We start from the raw sequence: 20,884 nt of genomic DNA, 5'->3' as shown, positions 1-20,884 counted from the left end.
TCTACAAGAAAATGATTAAATACAACGCGCTTGCGACAATTCCAACCAGCCAGAAGGTGATATCGACCCGCCATTCAGACCAGCCCAACATCTCGAAGTGATGATGGATCGGACTCATCTTGAACACCCGGTGGCCGGTGGTTTTAAACACTGCCACTTGAATGATGACACTGGCGGTTTCACAAACAAATACCAGCCCGACTAACAAGAGCGACCACTCACGATTCAACAAGATCGCCACCGTCGCCAGCATCCCGCCTAAAGCCAAGCTACCAACATCACCCATGAAGATCTGGGCCGGTTTGTGGTTATACAGCAAAAACCCAATCATCGCGCCGATAGTAACCAAGCAAACGATCAAAACATCTACCCGACCGTCATGAGCGGCAATGATGGCATAGGTGCCAAACGCAATCGTTGATAAACCGCCAACGAGACCATCCAACCCGTCGGAAAGATTCACCGCGTTGGAGAAGCCCACCAGCCACACGATTGCAAATATCACGAAGAACCACAACGCGTTAACTTCGCCGATGAAAGGTACCGGAATGCCATGACTGAAACCGTCGTGCAAGTAGGCGATCACAACAACGATCGCACCGATAATCTGCCCGAGCATCTTCTGCCAAGCACGCAAGCCTTGATTTTGATGATGAAACAACTTCACAAAATCATCGATGAAACCTAAGATGCCGTACAGGAACAAAATAAACAGCGCCACCCAGACGCTAGTTGTCAGCGCATGCTGCCAGATCGCCGTTGCGATCGCTGCGATGATGATCGCAAGGATGAAAACCACCCCGCCCATCGTCGGTGTCCCGCTTTTTTTCGCATGCCAGGTTGGCCCTTCCTCGCGGATCATTTGGCCTTCTTTTTTGAATCGCATGTAGCCGATAAACAACGGCAACACCATCACCGTGATGGCAAAAGCCGCCACCATCGGGATCAACATTTGTGCTAACTGCATGATATGCCCCTTTGAATAGATTTATGTTGCTATATGTTATTGTTGGGCAAATTGGATCGTGACACTCTGGTCACCAAGCAATGCGCCTGCCTTCAATGATTGTTGCGTTGCATATCCTGAACCCGTTAGTTTGAAGTTTTTGCCCGTCAATTGTTGCAATTTTAACACATCGCTCTTAGACCAGCCAGACACGTCAGGCATCGTCATCGCGCCATTGGTCAACAAAACCACATGCGCGTTTTTCAAGGCATTGCCACCGCTGGTCGGTAACTGTTGCACGACCCGCGTACCGGTGCCGACCACCGCCGCTTTGAAACCGGCATTAGTGAGCTTTTGCTGGGCGGTCGCCAGCGCATCGTTAGTAACGTTGGGCACCGTCGCGGTTTCATCGGTAGTTGATGCGACACTATTACTCCCATCGAGCGCCAACGCCCGCGTCATCATCGGCTTGAAAATCTGGGCCATGATCGATTCAGCGGCTTCAGTCAGCTTTTGCGGCTGCTTCATCGCAATGTATAAGACATACTTCGGATTTTTGGCTGGTGCCATGCCCATGACGGAGAAGATATAGTTGCTGTTGCCGTTAAGGTAGCCGCCACCATTGCTCGACGCGATCTGCGCCGTCCCGGTTTTGACCGCCAAGTCAACGCCTGGCATCTTGTACGCCGCACCGGTACCATAGCTGGCGTTGACGACCTCTTTCATCGCCGAAATCACTTGCTCAGCAGTATCAGCACTGATTGGCTTATTGACCACTTGCTTGCCATAACGCGTCGTTTTGCCTTGCTTGTTCACGATCTTCGAAATGATCCGTGGTTTGACCATCTCACCGCGGTTGGCAATCGCCGTTGACGCTTGCATCAGTTGCATCGCGTTGACGTCGATACTCTGGCCAAAGCTGGCCATCGCGGAATCGAGGTAAGAACCAAAATCAAAAGTGCCGCTGGTTTCACTTGGCAAGGCAATCCCTGTCTGCTGACCGAACCCAAACTTGCGCAGGTATTCCGAAAATACCGTCGCGCCCATCGTCTGTTCGATCTTGACCATCCCGACGTTACTAGAACGCGGGAACGCCTGACTCAGCGGAATGGTCCCCCAATTGGTCCCATTCATGCTGGTCGACCAGTCGCGGATCGTTGTGTCTGCGACTTTCACCGTCCCTGATTTGTAATATTGATTAGGATGATAGTTGCCGCTTTGGATCGCACTAGCAAGGGTGAACATTTTCATGACCGACCCTGGTTCGTAGTTATCTTCCACCAAGATGTCACGCCACATTGAACTCATGCCTTCACCGGTGCTGGGGTCGAAGGTCGGCCGCTGTGAAGCCGCCAATATCTCCCCGGTTTTAGGATCTTCGAGCACCGCCAGCAGCGACTTGGGCTGATATTTGGTGGCGACATTCGTCATCAGTGTTTCCAGATAAGTCTGTAGGCTCGGATCGATTGTTGTATAGATCGACCCACCGTTGACGGCCGCTTTAGTCTTCACTTTGGATTCTGGCAATTGATAGCCATAAGCATCAGTTTGCGAGCTACGGTAGCCGTTAGTCCCCTTGAGAATGCTATTGAACTGCTTCTCCAAGCCCATCACACCCACCAGTTGGTCGGTGTCGCTTGCATGCACGGCCGGTTGCGCCAGTCCGATCACATGCGACGCGAAGATGCCATTGGGATACAGGCGCGATGGCGAATCCGTAAAGTTGATCCCAGGCAGTTTTTCGGCCTGAATCGCCTGCTTTGTCGCCAAGCTCAGTCCAGTGCCGGCGGTGCCAAACTCAACTTGGAACGTGTGGCTGTTTTTAGGCGTCAAAATTGCTTGGATCTTAGCTACAGACAGCGGTAAATATTTAGCCAACACCTTGGCCGTTTTTGCTTTGTCTTGCACGTATAGCTTCTTCTTGCCACTGACATAGTTGTGGTCGACCACGGCATAAATCGTATAGGTATTCGAGTCTTCTGCGATCACGCCGCCGTCGCGGTCATAAATCGAGCCACGTTTGGCTTTAAGGACCGTTGATTTACTGACGACCTTTTGCCGATATTTGCTCAAATTGGCCGAATCGATCTTCCCGCCGGCGGCAATATACGCAAAACGACAGCCAAACGCAACCAACCCCAACACCGTGAGCCCCATCAGTATGATGCCGAAGCACCGACGGTTACGGGTCGGATGAATCGCTTTTGTCTGTCGTTTAGAGGTTGATTTCGCCATTACTTGTTCACACGCTTTATGTTGCCTTCGATCACCGTCAGGCCATGGGCCTTCGCAAAGTTATTCAATCGATTCGAGTTAGAGAGTTCACCAATGGTCTGCTTGAGATCAGTCACGTTTTGATTTTGAGTCGCGATCTTGGCTTGGACATCTTGATATGTACGGTTGCTGTTTGCAAGCTGATTTTGGCCGCCAAGATAAAACAGACACATGACCGTCGCCAGGATCCCGCAGGCGCACACGAGCAACTTTTCAAACGGACTAAAGCTTGTGGCCTGCGGTTTAGCTTCTGGAATATGTTGAGGTGTTTGAACCGGCGCAGTCGGCGTGGTCGGTGTCGGCTGCGGTGCGAGCTGTCGGGCTGTATTATCAAGCATTAGCGTCCCCTCCTTTGGCAATTCTTTCGATGACGCGTAATTTTGCGCTATGTGCGCGATGATTATGTTCGAGCTCTGCTTCTGATGGCAAGATCGGTTTGCGACTGACCAAGCGGTAATCCGGCTGCAGGCCTTCAGGAATCACCGGTAAGTCACGCGGCAAATCTTGAATGGTCGTCAGCTCTTTGAACATCGTCTTGATCAGCCGGTCTTCGAGCGACTGGAAGGTAATCACACTGATGCGACCACCAGGCGTCAACATCTTCACGGCTTGGGTGAGACTTTCTTCCAGCGCCCCGAGTTCATCGTTAACGGCGATCCGCACCGCTTGGAAGACCCGCTTGGCCGGATGGCCGCCGGTGCGTCTCGCCTTGGCCGGGATGCCTTGTTTGATCAACTCGACCAGTTCAAACGTGGTTTCGATCGGTTGCTTGGCGCGCGCGGCTTCGATCTGGCGGGCGATAGATTTGGCAAACTTCTCTTCCCCATAACGGTTGAAGATCCGGACCAAATCATTGAACGGCCAGTCGTTAATCACCGTTTTGGCAGACAATGCCTGGCTTTGGTCCATGCGCATGTCTAACGGGGCATCGAAGCGATAGCTAAAGCCTCGCTTGGAGTCATCAAACTGCGGTGACGACACGCCTAAGTCGTACAACACCCCGTCAACCTGGGCAACCTGTTCGTCAGCTAAAGCGGCCTGCAGGTTGCGGAAGTTGGTGTGGATCAGGTGTAAGTTCTCAGGCATCGGCACCATCGCTTGGCGAACCGCCGCGATTGCTTCTTCATCTTGATCGAATGCATACAACTGGCCGCTTGTCAGCTGCCCCAAAATCTGGCGTGTGTGCCCGCCGCGCCCGAGCGTGGCATCGACATACACCCCATCTGGGCGAATCGCAAGGTTGGCCGCTGCTTCGTGGAGCAGCACAGTTTCGTGAGTGAATTCAGTCATGATCACAGTCCAAAGTCAATTAGATTTTCAGAGATATCGTCGAAGTCATCTTCGGCTTCTTCGGAATATGCCGCCCAACGTTCAGCGCTCCATATTTCGATTCGCGTGGAGACCCCAATCAAGACACACGCTTTGGTCAACGCCGCATGTGCGATCAGGTTGTTGGGTAAGTTGATTCGCCCTTGCTTATCAAGCTCGCACTCCGCCGCTCCAGACAGGAGCAGGCGGGAAAACGTCCGAGCACTTTTTTTAGCAAGGGGTAATCCGGCCAATTTTTCTTGTAGTTTTTGCCACTCTGATAATGGATAGCCGAAAAGGCAACCATCCATGCCCCGGGTCAGCACAAATGCGGGACCGAGCGCTTCGCGAAATTTCGCAGGAACGATCAGTCGACCTTTGGCATCAATGCTGTGATGAAACTCACCCATGAGCATGGGATCACCTCCCAACGTTGATTTTAGTCTACCACAATCCCCCACGTTCCACCACAACAACCCCCACATTCCCTTAACCGACGTTAAAATTTTAACAATTGTAACAAAAAAGCCCCTACAACGCTGTGGTTGCAAGGGTTTGTCCATGTGGATAATTGTGGGGTGGCGTCCCTATTTCGAGAAGAAAATCGCCGCTAGCCACCAGCAAGTGGAGGCGATGGTCAGGACTCGAGAAAGCCAATGCCAATAGCGGCGAAACAGTAGATCATGCTCATCGATGATCACGAGCCAAGCGACCAAACCACCGCTCACCGCAGCCGCCAGTAGCACCCACCATAAGTAATCGCCGGCGGTAAACTGCGTCAATTGCCAAATCGCCACAAAATTGATGAAAGTCAGTAGAAAAAAGCAAAAATCTTTCCGATAATGTGCCTTGCTGATCAGGACTAACAACAAGCCCCACAACACTATCGGAATGCTGATTGCTAGGATCCGAATCATCGCACACCGCCTTTTGCACGTTTGCCGTGCCGTTCTTCTTTAATCATACCGGTTTTTGGTCAAAAGCAAAAGCCGTAGCGATTTGATTTGCCGCATCTTTAAGAAACGGGTACACTATAAGAAAACATGGCACAAGGAGGTCTCTCGGCTAATGAAGAAAGAGCGCACCAAATTCTGGTGGATCACCCATATTGCCGCATGGGCAATGCTCATCGTCACCATTTTGGGTGCGATCCTGGGCTCCGTGGCAGCATTCGGGTAACTTAATAGAGACACAAACAGGCACGCCACAAGGCGTGCCTGTTTGTGTTTGCGCAAGAGCACTTCTTCACGATCTTAGTTCAGAGGATCGGCGCCAGCAATCGGGCGAGTTCTGCCCCCAGCTGCTTGTAGCGCGAACGCTTCAAGACGGTCTTCAGCTGATATGGTGTGGCCTTGGTCAAGTCTGCCGAAAATAGTTCCTGAGCTTGTTTGGCCAGCTGCTCATCATAAAGGAAGGCCGTGATCTCGAAGTTCAGCTTGAAGCTGCGGATGTCAAAGTTGGCTGTACCGGTGGCCAAGATCTTGCCATCAACAACGAAGGTCTTGGCGTGCAAAAAGCCGTCTTCAAAATAAAACGCCTGCCCCCCACCAGCAACCACGCGATCAATATAAAAACTCGACGCCGCAGCCATCAGCGGCTGGTTAGTATGGCGCGGCACCATAATCCGCACGTCGATGCCTGCGTTAGCGGCGAAGATCAGCGCATCAAGCAGACTCTCGTCGGGTACAAAATATGGCGTCTGAATCCAAATACTTGATTTAGCCATCGCGATCAGGCGCAGATAGCCGAGTCGCAGGGTGTCGTAATCTTGTTCCGGGCCGCTGGCCACAATTTGCATCGTTGTCTTTCCGTCATCCTTAGCCGGAGGGAAATAGTTCTCTTGAAAATGAACCTTTTTGATTTTTGCCGTCGTGTTCCAGTCTGTGAAAAATCGTGCCTGGAGCACTGCGACGGCTTGTCCTGTCAATCGTAATTGGGTGTCTTGGCGGATGGGCAAATGCCGTGGTGAGTTCCCGATGTCAAAACCGCCCATGTAGCCGATCTTGCCGTCGATCACTGTCAGCTTACGGTGATTGCGGAAGTTGATCCGGGGGTTCAACCGGGCGGCACGCGTCGCAAAAAACGGCGTGACCTGGCCGCCGGCGGCTTCCAGTGGCCGCCAAAAGCGCGCGTTTAACCGGTGGGAGCCGAAAGTGTCATACATCACCCGCACTCGCACGCCGGCTTGGGCTTTGGCGACCAGCAAATCCCGCAAGTGCAACCCAATGGCATCTGGTTCAATCGTGTAGGCTTCCAGATGCACATGGGACTCAGCGCTGGCGATATCTGCAAACAACGCCTTGGTGAAGCGCCGGCGTGAGGACTCTAGCGTCACCGAGTTCATTGTCGTGATCAAGGCACCATCGATCTGCAACAGCGTTCGTACCAGCTCTGGTACCCCGGCAGCTTGCTGCTGACCAATCAATCCGGAACCGACGTTAATCGCTTCTTGTTGCGAAGCCACCATCTTATCGATCCCCAGACGCTGCTGGGTCGCCAGCGCGTTAAGCTTGTTGGCAGACAACTTCCGGCCAAAAATCCAGTATAAGAGCAACCCCACCACTGGTAACAGGAGCAACACCAACAGCCACGCCCAGGTTGCGGCAATGTCTCGCGGCTGATAAAACACGGTGATCATGGCCAAGATTGCGTTGATCACGACCACTGCCACGCCGATCCCCAAGAACCACATCGGCCATTCCTCCTTTCACCAGACTAAAAAAGTGTACCGCTCAGCGATACACCTTCATTTTATCATAACCGATCAGTCGGCACCTTCACCAAACCACTTGTGCTTGAGCTTAGCCATCGTGCCGTTTTTCTCAAGGGTCTTGAAGCCTTCATTGATCTTGGTCTGCAATTCTGTATCAGATTTGCGCATCCCCACAGCAAAGGCTTCAGAATCAAAGCCTTTGGAGGTCAAAATCTTGTAGCTCGACGGGTCCGGCTGGTGCGCGACATAATACCGCGCATAAACTTCATCCATAAAGATCCCCTGAATCCGTCCCGCGTTGAGATCCAAAAACGCATTGGTGAACGTATCGTATAACACCGGGTCTTGGCCTTTGATATATTGCTTCAAAAGCTTGGGCTTGGCGTCTAAGGCCGCCGCACCACTAGAACCGGTCTGCACCCCGAGCGACTTGCCTTGCATGTCCGCAAACGAGTTGATGTGATCTTTGGTCTTAGTCACCAACAACTGGTGGTTGACTAGGTAGTCGTTCGAAAAAGCGACTTTTTGCTCCCGTTCCGGCGTCTTGGAATAGCCGTTCCAAATCAAATCGATGGTTTGATTCTTGATCTCGGTTTCTTTCATCGACCATTCGATCGACTGAAAGTCTGGCTTGACGCCGTATAACTTAAACACCGCCTTGGCCAAATCGATATCAAAGCCTTCAAGCTTCCCGCTCTTCTGGCGAAAACCCATCGGCACAAAGGAATCATCAAGCCCGATCACGACTTTTTTGGTTTGCTTGATCCGCGGCCAGGAATTCTGCTCCGCTCGCCTTGCACAACCGGTAGCGCCCACGGCCAAAACCGCAATCAGCGCGACCAGCGTTAATCTTAACCAGCGTTTCATTGCGCGTCACCGCCCAGCTTGTTGACGGTGAAGGTCGTATCCGCGACTTCTTTGGCGAAATCCATGTCATGGGTAACAACCACTTGGGTCATGCCGTCTGCCTTGAACCGGTTGACCAGCTTAGCAACGCTGTGGCGCAAGTTGGGATCCAGCGCGGAAGTTGGCTCGTCGTATAACAAGATCTGCGGGTTCAACGCCAACGCTCTGGCGATGGCGATCCGCTGCTTTTGCCCGCCAGACAAGGAGTAAGGATAGGCATCGGCTTGTTCGGATAGTTCCAGCTGTTCAAGCAGATTGCGCGCCTGCTTTTCCGCTTCTGCTGGGGCAATTCCTGACAGCGTTGGTGCCAGCGTGATGTTGCGCAACACGGTCATGTTTGGGAACAGCTCGAAGCCTTGGAAAACGACCCCAATGACGCCGTCTTTGCGCAACTGCTGAGCGGTGGTCGGCTGGCCTTCCCAGATGAACTCACCAGAATCTTTATCGATCAACCCGGCGATGATCCGCAACAGGGTCGTTTTGCCGGCACCAGACGGACCGACGATGGCAAGGGTCTTGTGGTCTTCAATCGTGACATTGATGTCGGCGAGTACCTGCTGGCCGTCGAACGACTTATTGATATTTTTCAGTTCTAACATAGCACTTGCCTCCTAGCGGTAATACGAGAACGACTTCTCGACTTTCTTCTGAGCCCAGGTCAACACGGCGGTCATGACTAGGTAGATCGCGGCAACTAAGACCAGCGGTACCAAGGTGACATCGCGCGCGGTGGCCACGTTACCGGCACGGAGCAAGTCGCCCAAGCCGATGACATAAACCAAACTGGAATCCTTGACCAAGTTGATGATTTCATTCCCCATCGAAGGCAACACGATCTTCAAGACTTGTGGAATCACCACGTAACGCAGGGTCTGCCAGCGCGTCAGGTTCAAGACTGTCGCGGCTTCAAACTGCCCTTCTTCCACGGCGCCAAAACCGCCACGGAAGATTTCTGCAAAATAAGCGGCGTAGTTCAAGATGAACGCGAAGATCGCGGCGTTGAACCGGTCAAACACGATCCCGATCAGCGGCAAGCCGTAGAACACAAAGATCAGCTGTAATAGCAGCGGCGTGCCTCGGAACAGCCACACATAGGCGGTCAACAGCCAGTTGCCCAGTTTGCCCAGCCAGCTCTTGGCCTTGTGGATCAAGCCGACCGACAACAGCATCCCAAGTGGAATCGAGCCGATCAACGTCAGGAAGAACACGCTCAGCGTGGTTTTCACGCCAGCTAATAATGCCGGTAAAATTTCGAATATGTAGTGCATGGTATACCCTCCTCTAAACAACGTGCCGCAAAACCGCAACGACAAAAAAACGTCCACTCATACAAATAATGTACGAGAGGACGCTTCGTGCGTGGTGCCACCTCACTTCGCCACAGCATCACCACTGCGGCCTCAGGTGGTTGAAAAACGCTGTCCGCAAAAAAAGTCCTCAAACAGCCTAAGCTGTTTGAGGACGACTTGAATGCCGCGGTGCCACCTCATGTTCGTTGCTGCCTCACGACACCAACCTCATTGTGTTTTTCAACCACGGCGATAACGAGCCAACCGGCACGACCTACTTCATTCAGCCATGCACTCGTGGATGTGAGGCCCTGAGACGACCACCTGGCTTGCACCATTCCAGGTTCGCTTAACATCGTGACTCAGTCCGTTTCCACTCAACGCATTGAATTATTATGGGACTAACACTAATCAATTTTTAATCGATTGTCAACCCCCTACCGGTAATTTTACCTCGCGGTCGCTGTCCGGCGGCGTAAGCATTTTGTGCTGGGTAGACCAGTAAGCTGTCGTGTGTGGGCAAAAGCGACTCCAGCAGGCTTCAATCTGTCGTGGAGAGGGTGCTCGGCGGAGCTAACTTGGCCGTGCCGGCCAAGTGGATCTCCACCTGTGCCTTGCTGTAAGCGACAAGTCGCTAACAGCAATCTCACCACGTCAGATTGACCTGCTTCCGTCACTTTCGCCCACACCCTAGATTCTGCGTATCAGAATAATTTAGCATGGTGGTAAAACAAGTTTCTCGTTGATCATAATTCTGTCCATGGAATCCACAATACATATCCCATGCAGACAATTATCTTTGAAAATTTGCACCATGTTTAGCACGTTGAGTGGATGTTTATATTCACCCGGGATGTGAGTCCGGAAGGAGGAAGTGGGCTAGTGGCGCGGAGGCGGAAATGGCAGTATGCAGTGACAACGCCAACGCCTGTGAGACAGCTCTGCTGGCTTACCGGTGTTGGCGTCGGCAATTTTGAAGACGCGAAACGGCTTCGAAATTAGTCGTAAGACTGCGAAGCAGGCTGCAGACGGCCGCACAGCATACTGCCATTTCTGCCGTAGCAGAGCTAGACGCTTCCTCCTAGAGGACGGCCGACACACTTACGTTGCCGGACAACGATTGCTTAGCTACGATGGAAGAGACGGGACCAGAAGCCGACTTTCTTTTGTTCGAGTTTCATTAAAGGTACGGACTCACCTAACAGACGGCGAGCAATGTTACGGTACCCGCGGCTAGCGAGGTTGTCGGGATCCATCACGACGGTTTCACCTTTATTTGACGTGGCGATAACATCATCGTCATCGATGATGATACCCAACAAATCGATACCAAGGTGCTGGGTGATCTCATCGACATCCATCGAACGGCCATCGTCCATCATGTGCTGGCGGATTCGATTGATCACAAGGCGTGGCGGATAAACCATGTCGCGTTGTTCCAGCAACCCAACCACTCGATCAGCGTCGGAAACTGCACTGATTTCTGGCGTCGTGACGACGATTGCGCCGTCAGCGCCTTCCACGGCGTTGCGGAAGCCTTGTTCGATCCCCGCCGGCGAGTCCAAGATGATGAAGTCGAACTCTTCTTTCAGCTGCGTGACGATCTCTACCACTTGTTCCGGCTCTAGCGCATCTTTTTCTGCGTTTTGGGCTGCTGGCAACACATATAACAAATCGTCAAAGCGCTTGTCTTTGATCAACGCCTGATGCAACTTTGCGCGCCCGGTGGTGACATCGACAATGTCATAGATGATCCGGTTGGACAATCCTAAAACCACATCAAGGTTACGTAACCCGATGTCAAGATCCAACAACACCACCCGCTTGCCTTGAAGTGCCAAGGCTGTCCCGATGTTTGCACTAGTGGTCGTCTTACCGACGCCACCTTTACCTGAAGTGACAACTAATGCTGTTCCCAATTACAAGTCCTCCAGTTTCCGGAAAAGTTTTGGTCGCATCTTCGCTAAGGCGTCGATCGACCCATGTTCTAAGATATGTAGATCGTTAATATAGCTCAACGTCTGCGCGTTGTAATCGTTGGCGTCGATGATTTCTAGCGTGTCAGCGATCCGAATCTGTCCGGCGTGACTGATATCACCAGCGATCACCGCCCCGGTGTCCCCATTGGCACCGGCGATCAACAACCCTTCGACCGACCCCATGACAAAAATGCTACCGGTGGCTTTCAACGTTCCGGACCGGTGTAGTACCCCGGCAAATAAAACGTCTCCCGTATACTCAAGCAACTGGCCTGAGCGGATGATGCCACCGACGAGATGGATACTCCGTGCCCGCAACCGTGCGCGCAACGTCGCCCCATCTTCGACCGTCGCTTGAATCGCCTTGATTTCAAAACGTGAGAACCGATCGAACACCCGTTGGATCTCTGTTCTTTGGTCCGCAGACAACAGCCGGTTACCTGTGGTCAACAAGAAATCGACTTGCCCTTCTGGGGTGTCTTGGGCGAGCTTTTGGAGTAATTCTTCCAATCCCCCCAAGATGTCCACCCAGCTAGCGGTGTCGGCCAGCTGTAGCTCAAAGCCGTCCTTGCGCCCCTTCAAAATCACTGCATCCACACTCTCACCTCACGATACGGGCAACGCCCGCTATTAAAACACCACCGGCAAGCCGGTGGCATTCACTAACTTCTTCTTAAGTTTATCAATAATCGGCTCAAAGGCAAATAAACAATCGCAAAGCCAATCAAATTCACCACCAACGATGGCCCCAAATGTACGGCCACTAGTTGGGTGATGCTGTCAGGCCCGTAGCCGATCAACTCATTCATCGCATAATTTGCAACGGAAAAGATAGTCACCGAGATAACGACCAACGAGCCCACAAACAGCGGCGCCCGCGGGACGAAGCCACGCAACTGAACCGCGATATAAACGATCAACGGCCAGATCAAAGCATTAACGCCTAAGATCCCAGTATAAACGATATCAAACAACAAACCGAAAGCCACCGCGTAAACCACGATGTATTTTTCTTCCGGCAAAAAGATCACCACCATCAACATGGTAATCAACGTGAGCTGAGGCACCCCGGAAAACTGGGCGGTCAGCAGCCATTGGCCAAGCACAAGACTCAAGACGCCATCTAACAACAACGCGACGAACAAGAGCAAGACGACCCAACCATGACCGGTGAAAGGACGTTGAGTCTGCATGATTTCCTCCTTAACATCAACAATGAAAGGCGCTACCGGTTACTTGCCACCGTCCGGGCAATCACGGTAACCACGCTCAAGTCGTCGAGGTTAGCCGCCGGTTTGAGATAAACCGTATTGGCGAGTCCATAATCGTCTTTTTTGATCGTTTCGACCGTGCCAAGCAACAGGCCCTTTGGCGTCGCCCCACCAAGTCCGGAAGTGACGACTCGCTGGCCTTTTTTGATGTCTTTGTCGGTATTCAACTGACCCAAGATCAGATAGCCGGTTTTTTGTTGATAGCCGGTAATCACCCCGTTGATGGTCGCGCCATTAGCGGTTGTGACCTGTGCAGCAAAATGATCGGCAGCTTTGTTGTCAGTCGACAGGATCTCGACTTTCGCCGAGGTTTTATCAACTTCGATGACGCGACCAACGACCCCAGAGCCCGCCATGACTGGCATGTTCTTCTTGACGCCGGCGCCTTGACCCTTGTTGATGATAACGATGTTGCGCCAATCACTCGGACTACGTAGCATCACCGAGGCGTTGATCTGCGTGTAATCTGTCAGCGTCGCGTCAAGTTTCAGCTGCTTTTTCAACGCAGTGTTTTCCCGACGTAACGTCTGTGCCTGCACCTTCGTCTGGGCGAGATCTTCGATTTGAGCTTTGAGCGTTTTGTTCTCGCTGTATGCATCAACCAAATCGTCGATGTCATCTAAGCCGCCCTTGATCCACTGCGCCGGGCTGGTCACGATTCGCGCGCCGATGCCAACGACATCGTTGCCAAGCTGCTGGATGACCGGCGGCGTGCTCCGTTTGTCGCGCACGGCAACGGAATACGAAACAAGCCCCAGACTTAACAGCAGCGCAACCATGACCACGATTAGTTTTTTATTCGAGAAGAACTTGTTCATGTCACACTCGCTCTCATTATTTCATTATCGATGCCACTATTTTACTCGCATCGCTTATGATTCAGCATTACCTAAATTGTACCCGCTAATGCCGTTACGGGCAATTCATCAAACGAAATCGAGACGCTTTCTTAACCAGAACCATCGGAATTAAAAATGGCCGACCGCTCTGGCCGGCCACTCAATCTCAGTGCTTTTTCAAGACTTCGATGTTCTTCAAGGATTCCCCGGTACCGATCGCGACACAATCCAGTGGATCTTGGGCGATGAATACGGGCACTTGCGCGGCGTCGGAAATCACCTCTGACAGATGCTTCAACATCGCACCGCCACCGGTCAAGACGATACCGTGATCGATCACATCGGCGGCAATTTCAGGAGACGTTTCTTCGAGAGTCTCCTTAACCGCATCGATAATCGCCAACACGATTTCGTTGATTGCCGTTGCCACATCCACCGCCGTTACTTCGACAGTTTTTGGCAGGCCGGTCAACAAATCACGGCCACGAATGGTCATCCCATCAATTTCTTTGGCCCGTTCGATCGATGCGGAGCCGCACTGCATCTTAACATCTTCAGCCGTGCGTTCACCGATCAACAGGTTATAGTTTTGGCGGACGTATGAGATCACAGCCTCATCCATCTTATCGCCAGCCATCCGAATCGACCGGCTGGATACGATTCCGCCTAAGGAAATCGTCGCGACATCAGTCGTCCCGCCGCCGATATCGACAACCATCGACCCAGTCGGATCCATGACAGGCAACCCGGCGCCGATCGCAGCAGCGTAAGGCTCTTCGATAACAAACGCCTCTTTGGCCCCAGCAACTTTGGCCGCATCGATCACGGCGCGCTTTTCAACTTCCGTCACACCGCTAGGAACACAGATCATCACTTGCGGATGGGTGCCAGTGCCACCGAGGGCTTTTTCCATGAAATATTTCAGCATCGCGGCAGTCGTATCGTAATCAGCGATCACGCCGTCTTTCATCGGGCGAATCGCGGTGACGTTAGCCGGGGTCCGGCCGATCATTGCCCGGGCTTCTTCACCGACAGCAATAATTTCGCCACTTTGCGTGTTTTTGGCGACGACAGAAGGTTCGTGCAAAACGATCCCCTTGCCATCGACATACACCAAAGTATTGGCGGTGCCGAGATCGATCCCGATATTTTTAGCTCCTAATCCAAACAAGATGTTCTCTCCTTCAACGCGTTTCTGTAATGTGGTCTCTCAGATTATAGCACAAGTGGCAACGGCTTCCACGGCTGACACGTCAGAATCCTTGAGAAGCGGCGATTATTTGAAAAAATTTAACCCTTCATCGTTTTGTGCAAATGAGTGGTAAGTGCTTTGCCCGATCACCAAATGATCTAAAACGCTCACTCCGACGACGACCCCGGCTTCAATGAACCGTGCCGTCACCGAAATATCAGCGACGCTGGGCTCAGGATCGCCGCTTGGGTGATTGTGCGCCAGCACCAGATAGCTGGCGTTAACCCGCAGTGCCTTAGTGAACACAACCCGCGGATCGGCTTCAGCCGCACTCATACCGCCTAGGGCCATGGTGGCCTGTTCGATCACCGCCAAGCGCGCATCAAGAAAAATCGCGATGAAGCGCTCTTGCTTGATGCCACGCAACTGCTTGACAAGGCGCGACCCGATCTCGTCGATCGTCTTCACCTCACCATAACGCAAACCTTCTTGGGCGCTGACGCGCAGACCCAATTCCAAGCTCGCGATGATTCCAACAGCTTTGCTCAACCCGATGCCTGAGATCGCCGTTAGCCTCGCGCCATCCGCGTGATCCAGCCGAGCCAAATGCGGATATGCCGCCAACAAGCCAGCAACCGTGTTGGCTAAGGGCACCGTCTGGCTACCACTGCGCAACAAAACCCGCAGTAATTGCTCATCGCTCAGGCTACCTGCGCCGTGTTCAAATACCCGTTCATACAAATGCTCATGCATACTTTTCACCTCCACTAATAGATTTGCAATCTATCTGCGGAGGGCACATCTGCACACAGCGCCGGCTTAGCTCAAACGGCGCCTAAAACCAATGTCTTGACGTTACATCAGCGCCTGGCGGACCGCCGCGACCAAGTATAAAGACCCTGTGATGACAAGCGGCTCGTCGGCGTGATCTTGCCGGTATGCGGCCAAGGCGGTTTGCCAATCCGCAAAGTGCCTGACATTGGCCGGATAATCTTTGGCCGCGGTCGCCCGCGGGGTGTTCGGCACAGGGACCAGCCACAGCCGGTGAGTGCTACCAACGAGTTCAGTTACCATCGTGTTGACATCTTTGTCCTTCAACACCCCTGCCATCACCGTCACGGAGCGATTTGGAAACAGCTCTGCCAGCGTCTTGACCAAACCGCCGACGCCTTGTGGATTATGGGCACCATCCAAAATAATTAGCGGGTCGCGACTGATTTTTTCCATCCGGCCTGGCCAGGTGCTCGCGGCCAAGCCGGCTTTGATCATCGCGTCGTCCAAAACTAAGCCGGCCCCAATCGCAAAGCGCTTGGCAGTACGAATGGCGACCGCCATGTTGGCAGGCTGATAATCGCCCATCAGCGGGATCGTCACATCTTTTAACCAACCATCCGCGTCTTGATAATCGAAGGTCTGCCCCCAATCAAACACCCGCGCGTGGGTCGCGGCTAAAGCCTTCGGATAGGCATCCCAAACACTGTGGGTGACAGCCACCCGCGCTGCTACAACTGTTGTCGCTGCTTGCGGCAAGGCGCCGGTGACGACAGGCACGTTTGGTTTAATGATTCCCGCTTTATGTGTGGCGATGCTTTGGATCGTGTTGCCCAACAGCGCCTGGTGATCCAGCCCCACGCTTGTGATTACGGCAACTTGGGGCATGATGACATTCGTGGAATCTTCTTTGCCACCGATGCCGACTTCGATGACTGCCACGTCGACGTTGGCGTCGTGAAAATAAAGCAACCCCAGTGCCGTCACAAATTCAAATTCGGTCACGACAAATTCCGGCTGTTTTGCCTGGATCCCCGCAAGTGCGGTAGCAACACGAGTCGTCAATGCCGCCAGCGTCACGTCTGGGATCGGTTGGTGGTCGATCATGAAGCGCTCGTTAAAGCGCATGATGAAAGGCGACGTGAACAAGCCCACGTGCAACCCTGCCGCCTCTAGGATATGAGCCGTGACGTTAGCAACGGACCCTTTGCCGTTGGTACCGGTCACATGAATGTAGACCTGCTTGGCTTCTGGATGGGCAAGTGCCGCCAATAATGCGTTGATCCGATCTTGGCTCCCGTCTTTGGCCAAGCGAGGTAAAGCATGAATAAATGTCACTGCCGTTTGATAATCCATAGGTGCCTCCAAGTGCGAATTAGTTTCATTATACCGCAATTTTCAGCAAAAAAAGGTGAGCACCAGAACTCGTTTTCACGCGTTCTGGTGCTCACTGATAACTGCTTAGAAAATCACGACTGGTGTTCCCAGCGGTACCGCCGCATAGAGTTTAGCCATGAATGCAGGGGGATTGTTCACACAGCCATGCGAGCCGTGGGTCTTATACCACCCGTTACCATACTTCTTCTGCCAAGGCGAATCGTGTAGCCCAACGCCGGTATAATCGACTGGCATCCAGTAGCTCACAGGACTGGCATAACTCGACCCGTCATCGTTTTTGCCGGTGAGGGTTTTGTTGCGGACCTTGTTCCAGACAAAGTCGACCCCTTTAGGCGTATCTTGGCCGGGCTTGCCGGTATCGACGGCAGTATCTAAGACGAGTTTGCCGTTTTGATAGAAATACTCGTGTTGGTTGGTGATATCGACTTCAACGTAGGTGTTACCGATATCGGTACCATCGCTGTGATAGCCAGATCCTGACCAGGCAACTTCTTTGGTGAAGTCTTGGCCTTTTTTGATGGCTGCGATCAACGCCTTGGTCGTTGAATCTTGCTGAATCGTCCAGCCATAAGTCCCACCAGGCACCTTCACCGTGCCGCGCTTGGTCGACTTGAATGTCCGCGTCTTACCAAACGTGTTATAGGTGCTGGCCAGCTGCGCGACGTATGCCGCCACTTTAGCTTGATCGACCTGCACGCCGTGATCATAGCTCAACCAGCTTTGTAAAGTGCCGGTCGGGATTGTGAGCGTGTGGTTGGTGATCTTCACCTGGGCCTTGATCTGGGCGATCTTAGATAAATCGGTCGCGGCCTGCTTCAGGCTCGAGGCACTGGATGTCACCTTAGGCTGCGCATATGTCGGGGCGATAGCAACGACTTTTTTATCCGTGCTGACCGCCTTGGTGACCGCCGCCGTGAGCTTGGCAGGATCGATTTGATTCCCTGCTTGTTCTTTTTTGACAACGAACTTGCCATCAACCGCAACCACCTTGGCATCAACTGGCGCTTGCCGGGTTTTGTTGAGCTTGGCCGCCAGTTGCTTGGTGTAACTACCTAATTGGGTGTTGCCACTGGTCAACGTCGCCTTATCTTTGCTGGAGGCCAGCACAGTCGCAGACAGGCGCCAAGGATTTTGGGCCTTCATCAGCTTCTGCAGTGTCGTCGTGAAATCTTGCTTCAAGCCGAGCTCACTACCAGTCGCCGTTGCCACGGTCTTGCCGTTGTCTTGCAACGCGACCTTGCTGTTGGCGAAATGCCGTTTCAACGTCTGATCAGCGGCAGAAACCGTCTGCTTGCTGACGTCGACACCTAGCACCTCGGTCTTTGGCAAAAACCGCGTTTTGTAGTGATGGCTCCGTCCGGCGTAGGCACCGAAAGCCACGACAGCCACGGCCAACACGCCGAACAACCATACACGTTTTGTTTTCATGAACATTTCACTCCTTGACTGCAAGTCAGCAACGGCTCATCTGGCCTAAATTATAGCACAACGCAAGCATAGCCGTAGAATATGAAGATTCTGCGAAAACACTGGTTGTTGCGCGCCATGACAACCCTTATCCAAACGCCGTGGCCCGCGATCTTCCCCATAATACAATTAGTTTAAGAAGATCACAATTATTTTGTTGCGGTCAATTTGCCGTCAATCATTTCATAGACATGATCGGCCATCGCCCGTAACCGCTCGTCGTGGGTGACGATCACGATCGCCTTATTGCGCGTGTGCGCCAAATTCGCCAAAAGCTCACCGACTTGTTGCACGCGCTGGCTGTCAAGTGCCGCGGTGGGTTCGTCTGCCAAAATCACTTCAGGGTCAGGATACAGCGCCCGCGCGATGGCGACGCGTTGCTGTTGCCCACCTGAAAGCGATCCAGGATACGCATCGACAAAATCGGTCAACCCCAGCGTGGTCAATAGCTTGCTGAGCGCATCTGCGTTGAGGTTGCCGGTTTTCTTGACCTTTGTGACTAATTCAAATTGTTCTTTGACCTTCAAAAACGGCAACAGATGATACGCCTGCAAGACAAATCCGATGCTGGCCAGGCGCAACTGCTCACGCGCTTTGGTGCTGGCTTGGGCCAGCTCGACGCCAGCGACTTGAACGCTACCTGAAGTCGGAGTCAAGAGGCCGCCGGCAATCGTCAAAAGCGTGCTTTTGCCGCTGCCTGAAGGGCCTAAGATCAGGTTCACTTCACCGGCATCGGCGGAAAAAGAGACGTCGTGCAAGACATGGACGCGGCTTTTTCCGCTACCAAAAAAATGCTCAACATGCGATACGACTAATTCACTCACGGATTATCCTCCAATCACACTGACAGGGTCAACCGCCAGCACCGACCGCACCGGGATCACGGCGCCCAGCATCGCGATGACGATCAACGCCGCCGCCACGGCACTCAATGCCGGAATTAAGAAGCTCATCGGCACCGCCGCCGGCATCGCTAGCGCGGTAGCAACCGTCAACCCGGTGCCAATGACAAGCCCGACGAGCACCATCACCAGCGCCTGACTGAGCGTGCTGTTCACCAGCAACTTGCCCGGCATCCCTTGAGCCCGCAACACGGCGTAATTTTGCCGCTTCTGCATTGTCAAGATATATAAGAAGACTGCGATCACGATCAACGAGATCACCATCAAAAAGCCGATCATCAATTCAAACGTCATGTTCTGCGCGGTATACCCCGGCAGCTTCTGAATAAACGCGTCTTGAGAATAGGTGTGCTGGTTTTTTCCTGCTTGCAAATCGGCTTTGGTTGATACGATCGCACTGGCGCGCACGAAGCTCGGGGCGTTTTTGAGCGTCGTCCACGCAGACAACTGACCGTAAAGCACCGGCGCCACGCTCAGCTTCGCGTTTTCGGTGAAGCCGACGATCCGATACGCATGGGACTGGCCGTTGAACTTGACGGTGTCCCCCAGGGTGTACCCCGCGTCTTTGAAGGCCGTATCAGCCACCAGCTGATAGCGGTTGGTCGCCAAATGACCGCTTTGGAGCTTGATCTTTTTGGCGACAAACTGCTTGTTGTCCAAACCAATGAAATAGCCAGAAACTTGGGCATGGCCGCTTTGCTTGGCAACCACCGGTGCTTGACCGATGTACGCTTGGCTGGCCGGCAGCGTCGCCTTCGTGTCGGCCTTGGTCAACAGTGATTGCGACAAGCTGCGATTGGCATCTTTGTTCAAGGCGATACTTTGCATGTCCCACGACTTGATCGCGTCTGTGTTTTGATTCGCCAAGCCCAAGGCCAGGCTGGTCAAGATAAAAATCAAATAGCTGATCAACACGATCATGGCGATGATCAGACTATAGCGCAATTTTTCTTTGCGCATTTCTTTCAATGCGAGATACATACTCTCTCCTTTGTTATGCCAGTTGCTTCAGCACCTGGTGGAGCTGGTCAAGGCGCGCCTGCGCGGATTCAGGATCGACCAGCGCCGCGCGGATCGTTTCGTGACAAAGCACTTTGATCGCCCAGGCTTTGGGATCGTCAGCTACCGGAGGCTCGGCCGCCGTCAAGATCCCTTCATTATGTAAAAAATGTTGGCGCAAAAATGGCAGGTAGTCCGAATCCTGAGCCCCGGTGACAAACGCCGCTGTGGCTTGATAGGCATTCTCAAATCGCGGCAGGTGGCTGTGCACGGCTACCATTACCTGATGGAACAGATACCCATAAGCGTCTTCGATATCATCAAAATATTTATAAAAGGCCCCGCGCGCGATGCCCGCCTCGCGCACGATCCGTGCCACCTGGGCTGTCGCCACAGGATACGCGGAAAATTCCTTGAGCAACGCCGCTTCAACGCGTTGCTGCTTGGCCTTATCCAGATTTCTAAAAGTTGTTGAGACCAATCCTTATTCCTCCAAACAAAAAAGTGACACCGTGTCAATATGCATAGTATAGCGCAAAGTGACACCGTGTCAATGAATTTATTGCAATTAAATTTATCGCTTGTCGCTTGTTCACGATCGATCAAGGTAATGAGGGTGACAGGACAATT

Annotated in this window: 22 protein-coding genes; 1 reads left to right on the top strand and 21 read right to left on the bottom strand. The window is 52.8% G+C overall.

What is annotated here, in order from left to right; genetic code table 11:
- Position 1: 1 nt before the first annotated feature.
- The 6 genes from mraY to ACYVRB_RS03205 form a co-directional block, all read right to left on the bottom strand.
- Positions 2–967 (bottom strand): phospho-N-acetylmuramoyl-pentapeptide-transferase, encoded by a 966-nt coding sequence (mraY, locus tag ACYVRB_RS03230; RefSeq protein WP_461213503.1) that lies wholly within the window; start codon positions 965–967, stop codon positions 2–4.
- 36 nt (positions 968–1,003) lie between these two features.
- Positions 1,004–3,181 carry a penicillin-binding protein gene (locus tag ACYVRB_RS03225; RefSeq protein WP_461213502.1) on the bottom strand — a complete coding sequence of 726 codons (2,178 nt, stop codon included), beginning with the start codon at positions 3,179–3,181 and terminating at the stop codon, positions 1,004–1,006.
- Positions 3,181–3,558: a cell division protein FtsL gene (gene ftsL2 / locus ACYVRB_RS03220; protein ID WP_461213501.1), complete on the bottom strand. Its 378-nt coding sequence runs from the start codon at positions 3,556–3,558 to the stop codon at positions 3,181–3,183. The genes ACYVRB_RS03225 and ftsL2 overlap by 1 nt, the downstream gene beginning before the upstream one ends.
- A complete protein-coding gene (gene rsmH / locus ACYVRB_RS03215; protein ID WP_461213500.1) occupies positions 3,551–4,510 on the bottom strand; it encodes a 16S rRNA (cytosine(1402)-N(4))-methyltransferase RsmH in 960 nt (319 codons plus the stop codon). The genes ftsL2 and rsmH overlap by 8 nt, the downstream gene beginning before the upstream one ends.
- 2 nt (positions 4,511–4,512) lie before the next feature.
- Positions 4,513–4,944: a division/cell wall cluster transcriptional repressor MraZ gene (gene mraZ, locus ACYVRB_RS03210; RefSeq protein WP_461213499.1), complete on the bottom strand. Its 432-nt coding sequence runs from the start codon at positions 4,942–4,944 to the stop codon at positions 4,513–4,515.
- A gap of 171 nt (positions 4,945–5,115) precedes the next feature.
- The gene (locus ACYVRB_RS03205; protein ID WP_461213498.1) at positions 5,116–5,445 is read right to left on the bottom strand and encodes a hypothetical protein; all 330 of its coding nucleotides are present in this window, start codon (positions 5,443–5,445) and stop codon (positions 5,116–5,118) included.
- Positions 5,446–5,596: 151 nt separating this feature from the next.
- Here ACYVRB_RS03205 and ACYVRB_RS03200 point away from each other — a divergent pair, with 151 nt between their 5' ends.
- Positions 5,597–5,707, top strand: a complete 111-nt coding sequence (locus ACYVRB_RS03200) for a DUF4044 domain-containing protein (RefSeq protein WP_461213497.1) — start codon at positions 5,597–5,599, stop codon at positions 5,705–5,707.
- Positions 5,708–5,786: 79 nt separating this feature from the next.
- Here the strand turns inward: ACYVRB_RS03200 and cls are convergent, their stop codons facing one another.
- From cls to ACYVRB_RS03125, 15 genes are all read right to left on the bottom strand, one after another.
- Entirely contained in the window at positions 5,787–7,220 is a 1,434-nt protein-coding gene (cls, locus tag ACYVRB_RS03195) for a cardiolipin synthase (RefSeq protein ID WP_461213496.1), read from the bottom strand.
- A gap of 72 nt (positions 7,221–7,292) precedes the next feature.
- Positions 7,293–8,108, bottom strand: a complete 816-nt coding sequence (locus ACYVRB_RS03190) for an amino acid ABC transporter substrate-binding protein (RefSeq protein ID WP_461213495.1) — start codon at positions 8,106–8,108, stop codon at positions 7,293–7,295.
- Positions 8,105–8,746, bottom strand: a complete 642-nt coding sequence (locus tag ACYVRB_RS03185; RefSeq protein WP_461213494.1) for an amino acid ABC transporter ATP-binding protein — start codon at positions 8,744–8,746, stop codon at positions 8,105–8,107. The genes ACYVRB_RS03190 and ACYVRB_RS03185 overlap by 4 nt, the downstream gene beginning before the upstream one ends.
- A 12-nt stretch (positions 8,747–8,758) precedes the next feature.
- Positions 8,759–9,415, bottom strand: a complete 657-nt coding sequence (locus tag ACYVRB_RS03180; protein WP_461213493.1) for an amino acid ABC transporter permease — start codon at positions 9,413–9,415, stop codon at positions 8,759–8,761.
- A 1,145-nt stretch (positions 9,416–10,560) separates the two neighbouring features.
- A complete protein-coding gene (minD, locus tag ACYVRB_RS03175) occupies positions 10,561–11,355 on the bottom strand; it encodes a septum site-determining protein MinD (protein ID WP_461213492.1) in 795 nt (264 codons plus the stop codon).
- Positions 11,356–12,012: a septum site-determining protein MinC gene (locus ACYVRB_RS03170; RefSeq protein ID WP_461213491.1), complete on the bottom strand. Its 657-nt coding sequence runs from the start codon at positions 12,010–12,012 to the stop codon at positions 11,356–11,358.
- A gap of 65 nt (positions 12,013–12,077) precedes the next feature.
- The gene (gene mreD, locus ACYVRB_RS03165; protein WP_461213490.1) at positions 12,078–12,608 is read right to left on the bottom strand and encodes a rod shape-determining protein MreD; all 531 of its coding nucleotides are present in this window, start codon (positions 12,606–12,608) and stop codon (positions 12,078–12,080) included.
- A 32-nt stretch (positions 12,609–12,640) separates the two neighbouring features.
- The gene (gene mreC, locus ACYVRB_RS03160) at positions 12,641–13,504 is read right to left on the bottom strand and encodes a rod shape-determining protein MreC (protein ID WP_461213489.1); all 864 of its coding nucleotides are present in this window, start codon (positions 13,502–13,504) and stop codon (positions 12,641–12,643) included.
- 187 nt (positions 13,505–13,691) lie between these two features.
- Entirely contained in the window at positions 13,692–14,696 is a 1,005-nt protein-coding gene (locus ACYVRB_RS03155) for a rod shape-determining protein (RefSeq protein WP_461213488.1), read from the bottom strand.
- 105 nt (positions 14,697–14,801) lie between these two features.
- Positions 14,802–15,470: a RadC family protein gene (gene radC, locus ACYVRB_RS03150; RefSeq protein WP_461213487.1), complete on the bottom strand. Its 669-nt coding sequence runs from the start codon at positions 15,468–15,470 to the stop codon at positions 14,802–14,804.
- A 102-nt stretch (positions 15,471–15,572) separates the two neighbouring features.
- A complete protein-coding gene (locus ACYVRB_RS03145; RefSeq protein ID WP_461213486.1) occupies positions 15,573–16,844 on the bottom strand; it encodes a bifunctional folylpolyglutamate synthase/dihydrofolate synthase in 1,272 nt (423 codons plus the stop codon).
- A gap of 105 nt (positions 16,845–16,949) precedes the next feature.
- Positions 16,950–18,314 carry a L,D-transpeptidase family protein gene (locus ACYVRB_RS03140; RefSeq protein ID WP_461213485.1) on the bottom strand — a complete coding sequence of 455 codons (1,365 nt, stop codon included), beginning with the start codon at positions 18,312–18,314 and terminating at the stop codon, positions 16,950–16,952.
- 188 nt (positions 18,315–18,502) lie between these two features.
- Positions 18,503–19,177 (bottom strand): ABC transporter ATP-binding protein, encoded by a 675-nt coding sequence (locus ACYVRB_RS03135; RefSeq protein ID WP_461213484.1) that lies wholly within the window; start codon positions 19,175–19,177, stop codon positions 18,503–18,505.
- Between the two features lie 3 nt (positions 19,178–19,180).
- Positions 19,181–20,236, bottom strand: a complete 1,056-nt coding sequence (locus ACYVRB_RS03130) for an FtsX-like permease family protein (protein WP_461213483.1) — start codon at positions 20,234–20,236, stop codon at positions 19,181–19,183.
- A gap of 13 nt (positions 20,237–20,249) precedes the next feature.
- The gene (locus ACYVRB_RS03125; RefSeq protein ID WP_461213482.1) at positions 20,250–20,735 is read right to left on the bottom strand and encodes a TetR family transcriptional regulator; all 486 of its coding nucleotides are present in this window, start codon (positions 20,733–20,735) and stop codon (positions 20,250–20,252) included.
- Positions 20,736–20,884 lie beyond the last annotated feature (149 nt).

The sequence above is a fragment of the Lacticaseibacillus boliensis genome (assembly GCF_054784775.1).
Note: the sequence above shows the minus strand (reverse complement) of the source record. Positions and strands in the feature narration are given on the sequence as shown.

Excerpts from the sequence above, each read along its gene's own strand:
- mraY (WP_461213503.1), bottom strand. The coding sequence starts at position 967 with ATGCAGTTAGCACAAATGTTGATCCCGATGGTGGCGGCTTTTGCCATC.
- ACYVRB_RS03225 (WP_461213502.1), bottom strand. The coding sequence starts at position 3,181 with ATGGCGAAATCAACCTCTAAACGACAGACAAAAGCGATTCATCCGACC.
- ftsL2 (WP_461213501.1), bottom strand. The coding sequence starts at position 3,558 with ATGCTTGATAATACAGCCCGACAGCTCGCACCGCAGCCGACACCGACC.
- rsmH (WP_461213500.1), bottom strand. The coding sequence starts at position 4,510 with ATGACTGAATTCACTCACGAAACTGTGCTGCTCCACGAAGCAGCGGCC.
- mraZ (WP_461213499.1), bottom strand. The coding sequence starts at position 4,944 with ATGCTCATGGGTGAGTTTCATCACAGCATTGATGCCAAAGGTCGACTG.
- ACYVRB_RS03205 (WP_461213498.1), bottom strand. The coding sequence starts at position 5,445 with ATGATTCGGATCCTAGCAATCAGCATTCCGATAGTGTTGTGGGGCTTG.
- ACYVRB_RS03200 (WP_461213497.1), top strand. The coding sequence starts at position 5,597 with ATGAAGAAAGAGCGCACCAAATTCTGGTGGATCACCCATATTGCCGCA.
- cls (WP_461213496.1), bottom strand. The coding sequence starts at position 7,220 with ATGTGGTTCTTGGGGATCGGCGTGGCAGTGGTCGTGATCAACGCAATC.
- ACYVRB_RS03190 (WP_461213495.1), bottom strand. The coding sequence starts at position 8,108 with ATGAAACGCTGGTTAAGATTAACGCTGGTCGCGCTGATTGCGGTTTTG.
- ACYVRB_RS03185 (WP_461213494.1), bottom strand. The coding sequence starts at position 8,746 with ATGTTAGAACTGAAAAATATCAATAAGTCGTTCGACGGCCAGCAGGTA.
- ACYVRB_RS03180 (WP_461213493.1), bottom strand. The coding sequence starts at position 9,415 with ATGCACTACATATTCGAAATTTTACCGGCATTATTAGCTGGCGTGAAA.
- mreD (WP_461213490.1), bottom strand. The coding sequence starts at position 12,608 with ATGCAGACTCAACGTCCTTTCACCGGTCATGGTTGGGTCGTCTTGCTC.
- mreC (WP_461213489.1), bottom strand. The coding sequence starts at position 13,504 with ATGAACAAGTTCTTCTCGAATAAAAAACTAATCGTGGTCATGGTTGCG.
- radC (WP_461213487.1), bottom strand. The coding sequence starts at position 15,470 with ATGCATGAGCATTTGTATGAACGGGTATTTGAACACGGCGCAGGTAGC.
- ACYVRB_RS03145 (WP_461213486.1), bottom strand. The coding sequence starts at position 16,844 with ATGGATTATCAAACGGCAGTGACATTTATTCATGCTTTACCTCGCTTG.
- ACYVRB_RS03140 (WP_461213485.1), bottom strand. The coding sequence starts at position 18,314 with ATGAAAACAAAACGTGTATGGTTGTTCGGCGTGTTGGCCGTGGCTGTC.
- ACYVRB_RS03130 (WP_461213483.1), bottom strand. The coding sequence starts at position 20,236 with ATGTATCTCGCATTGAAAGAAATGCGCAAAGAAAAATTGCGCTATAGT.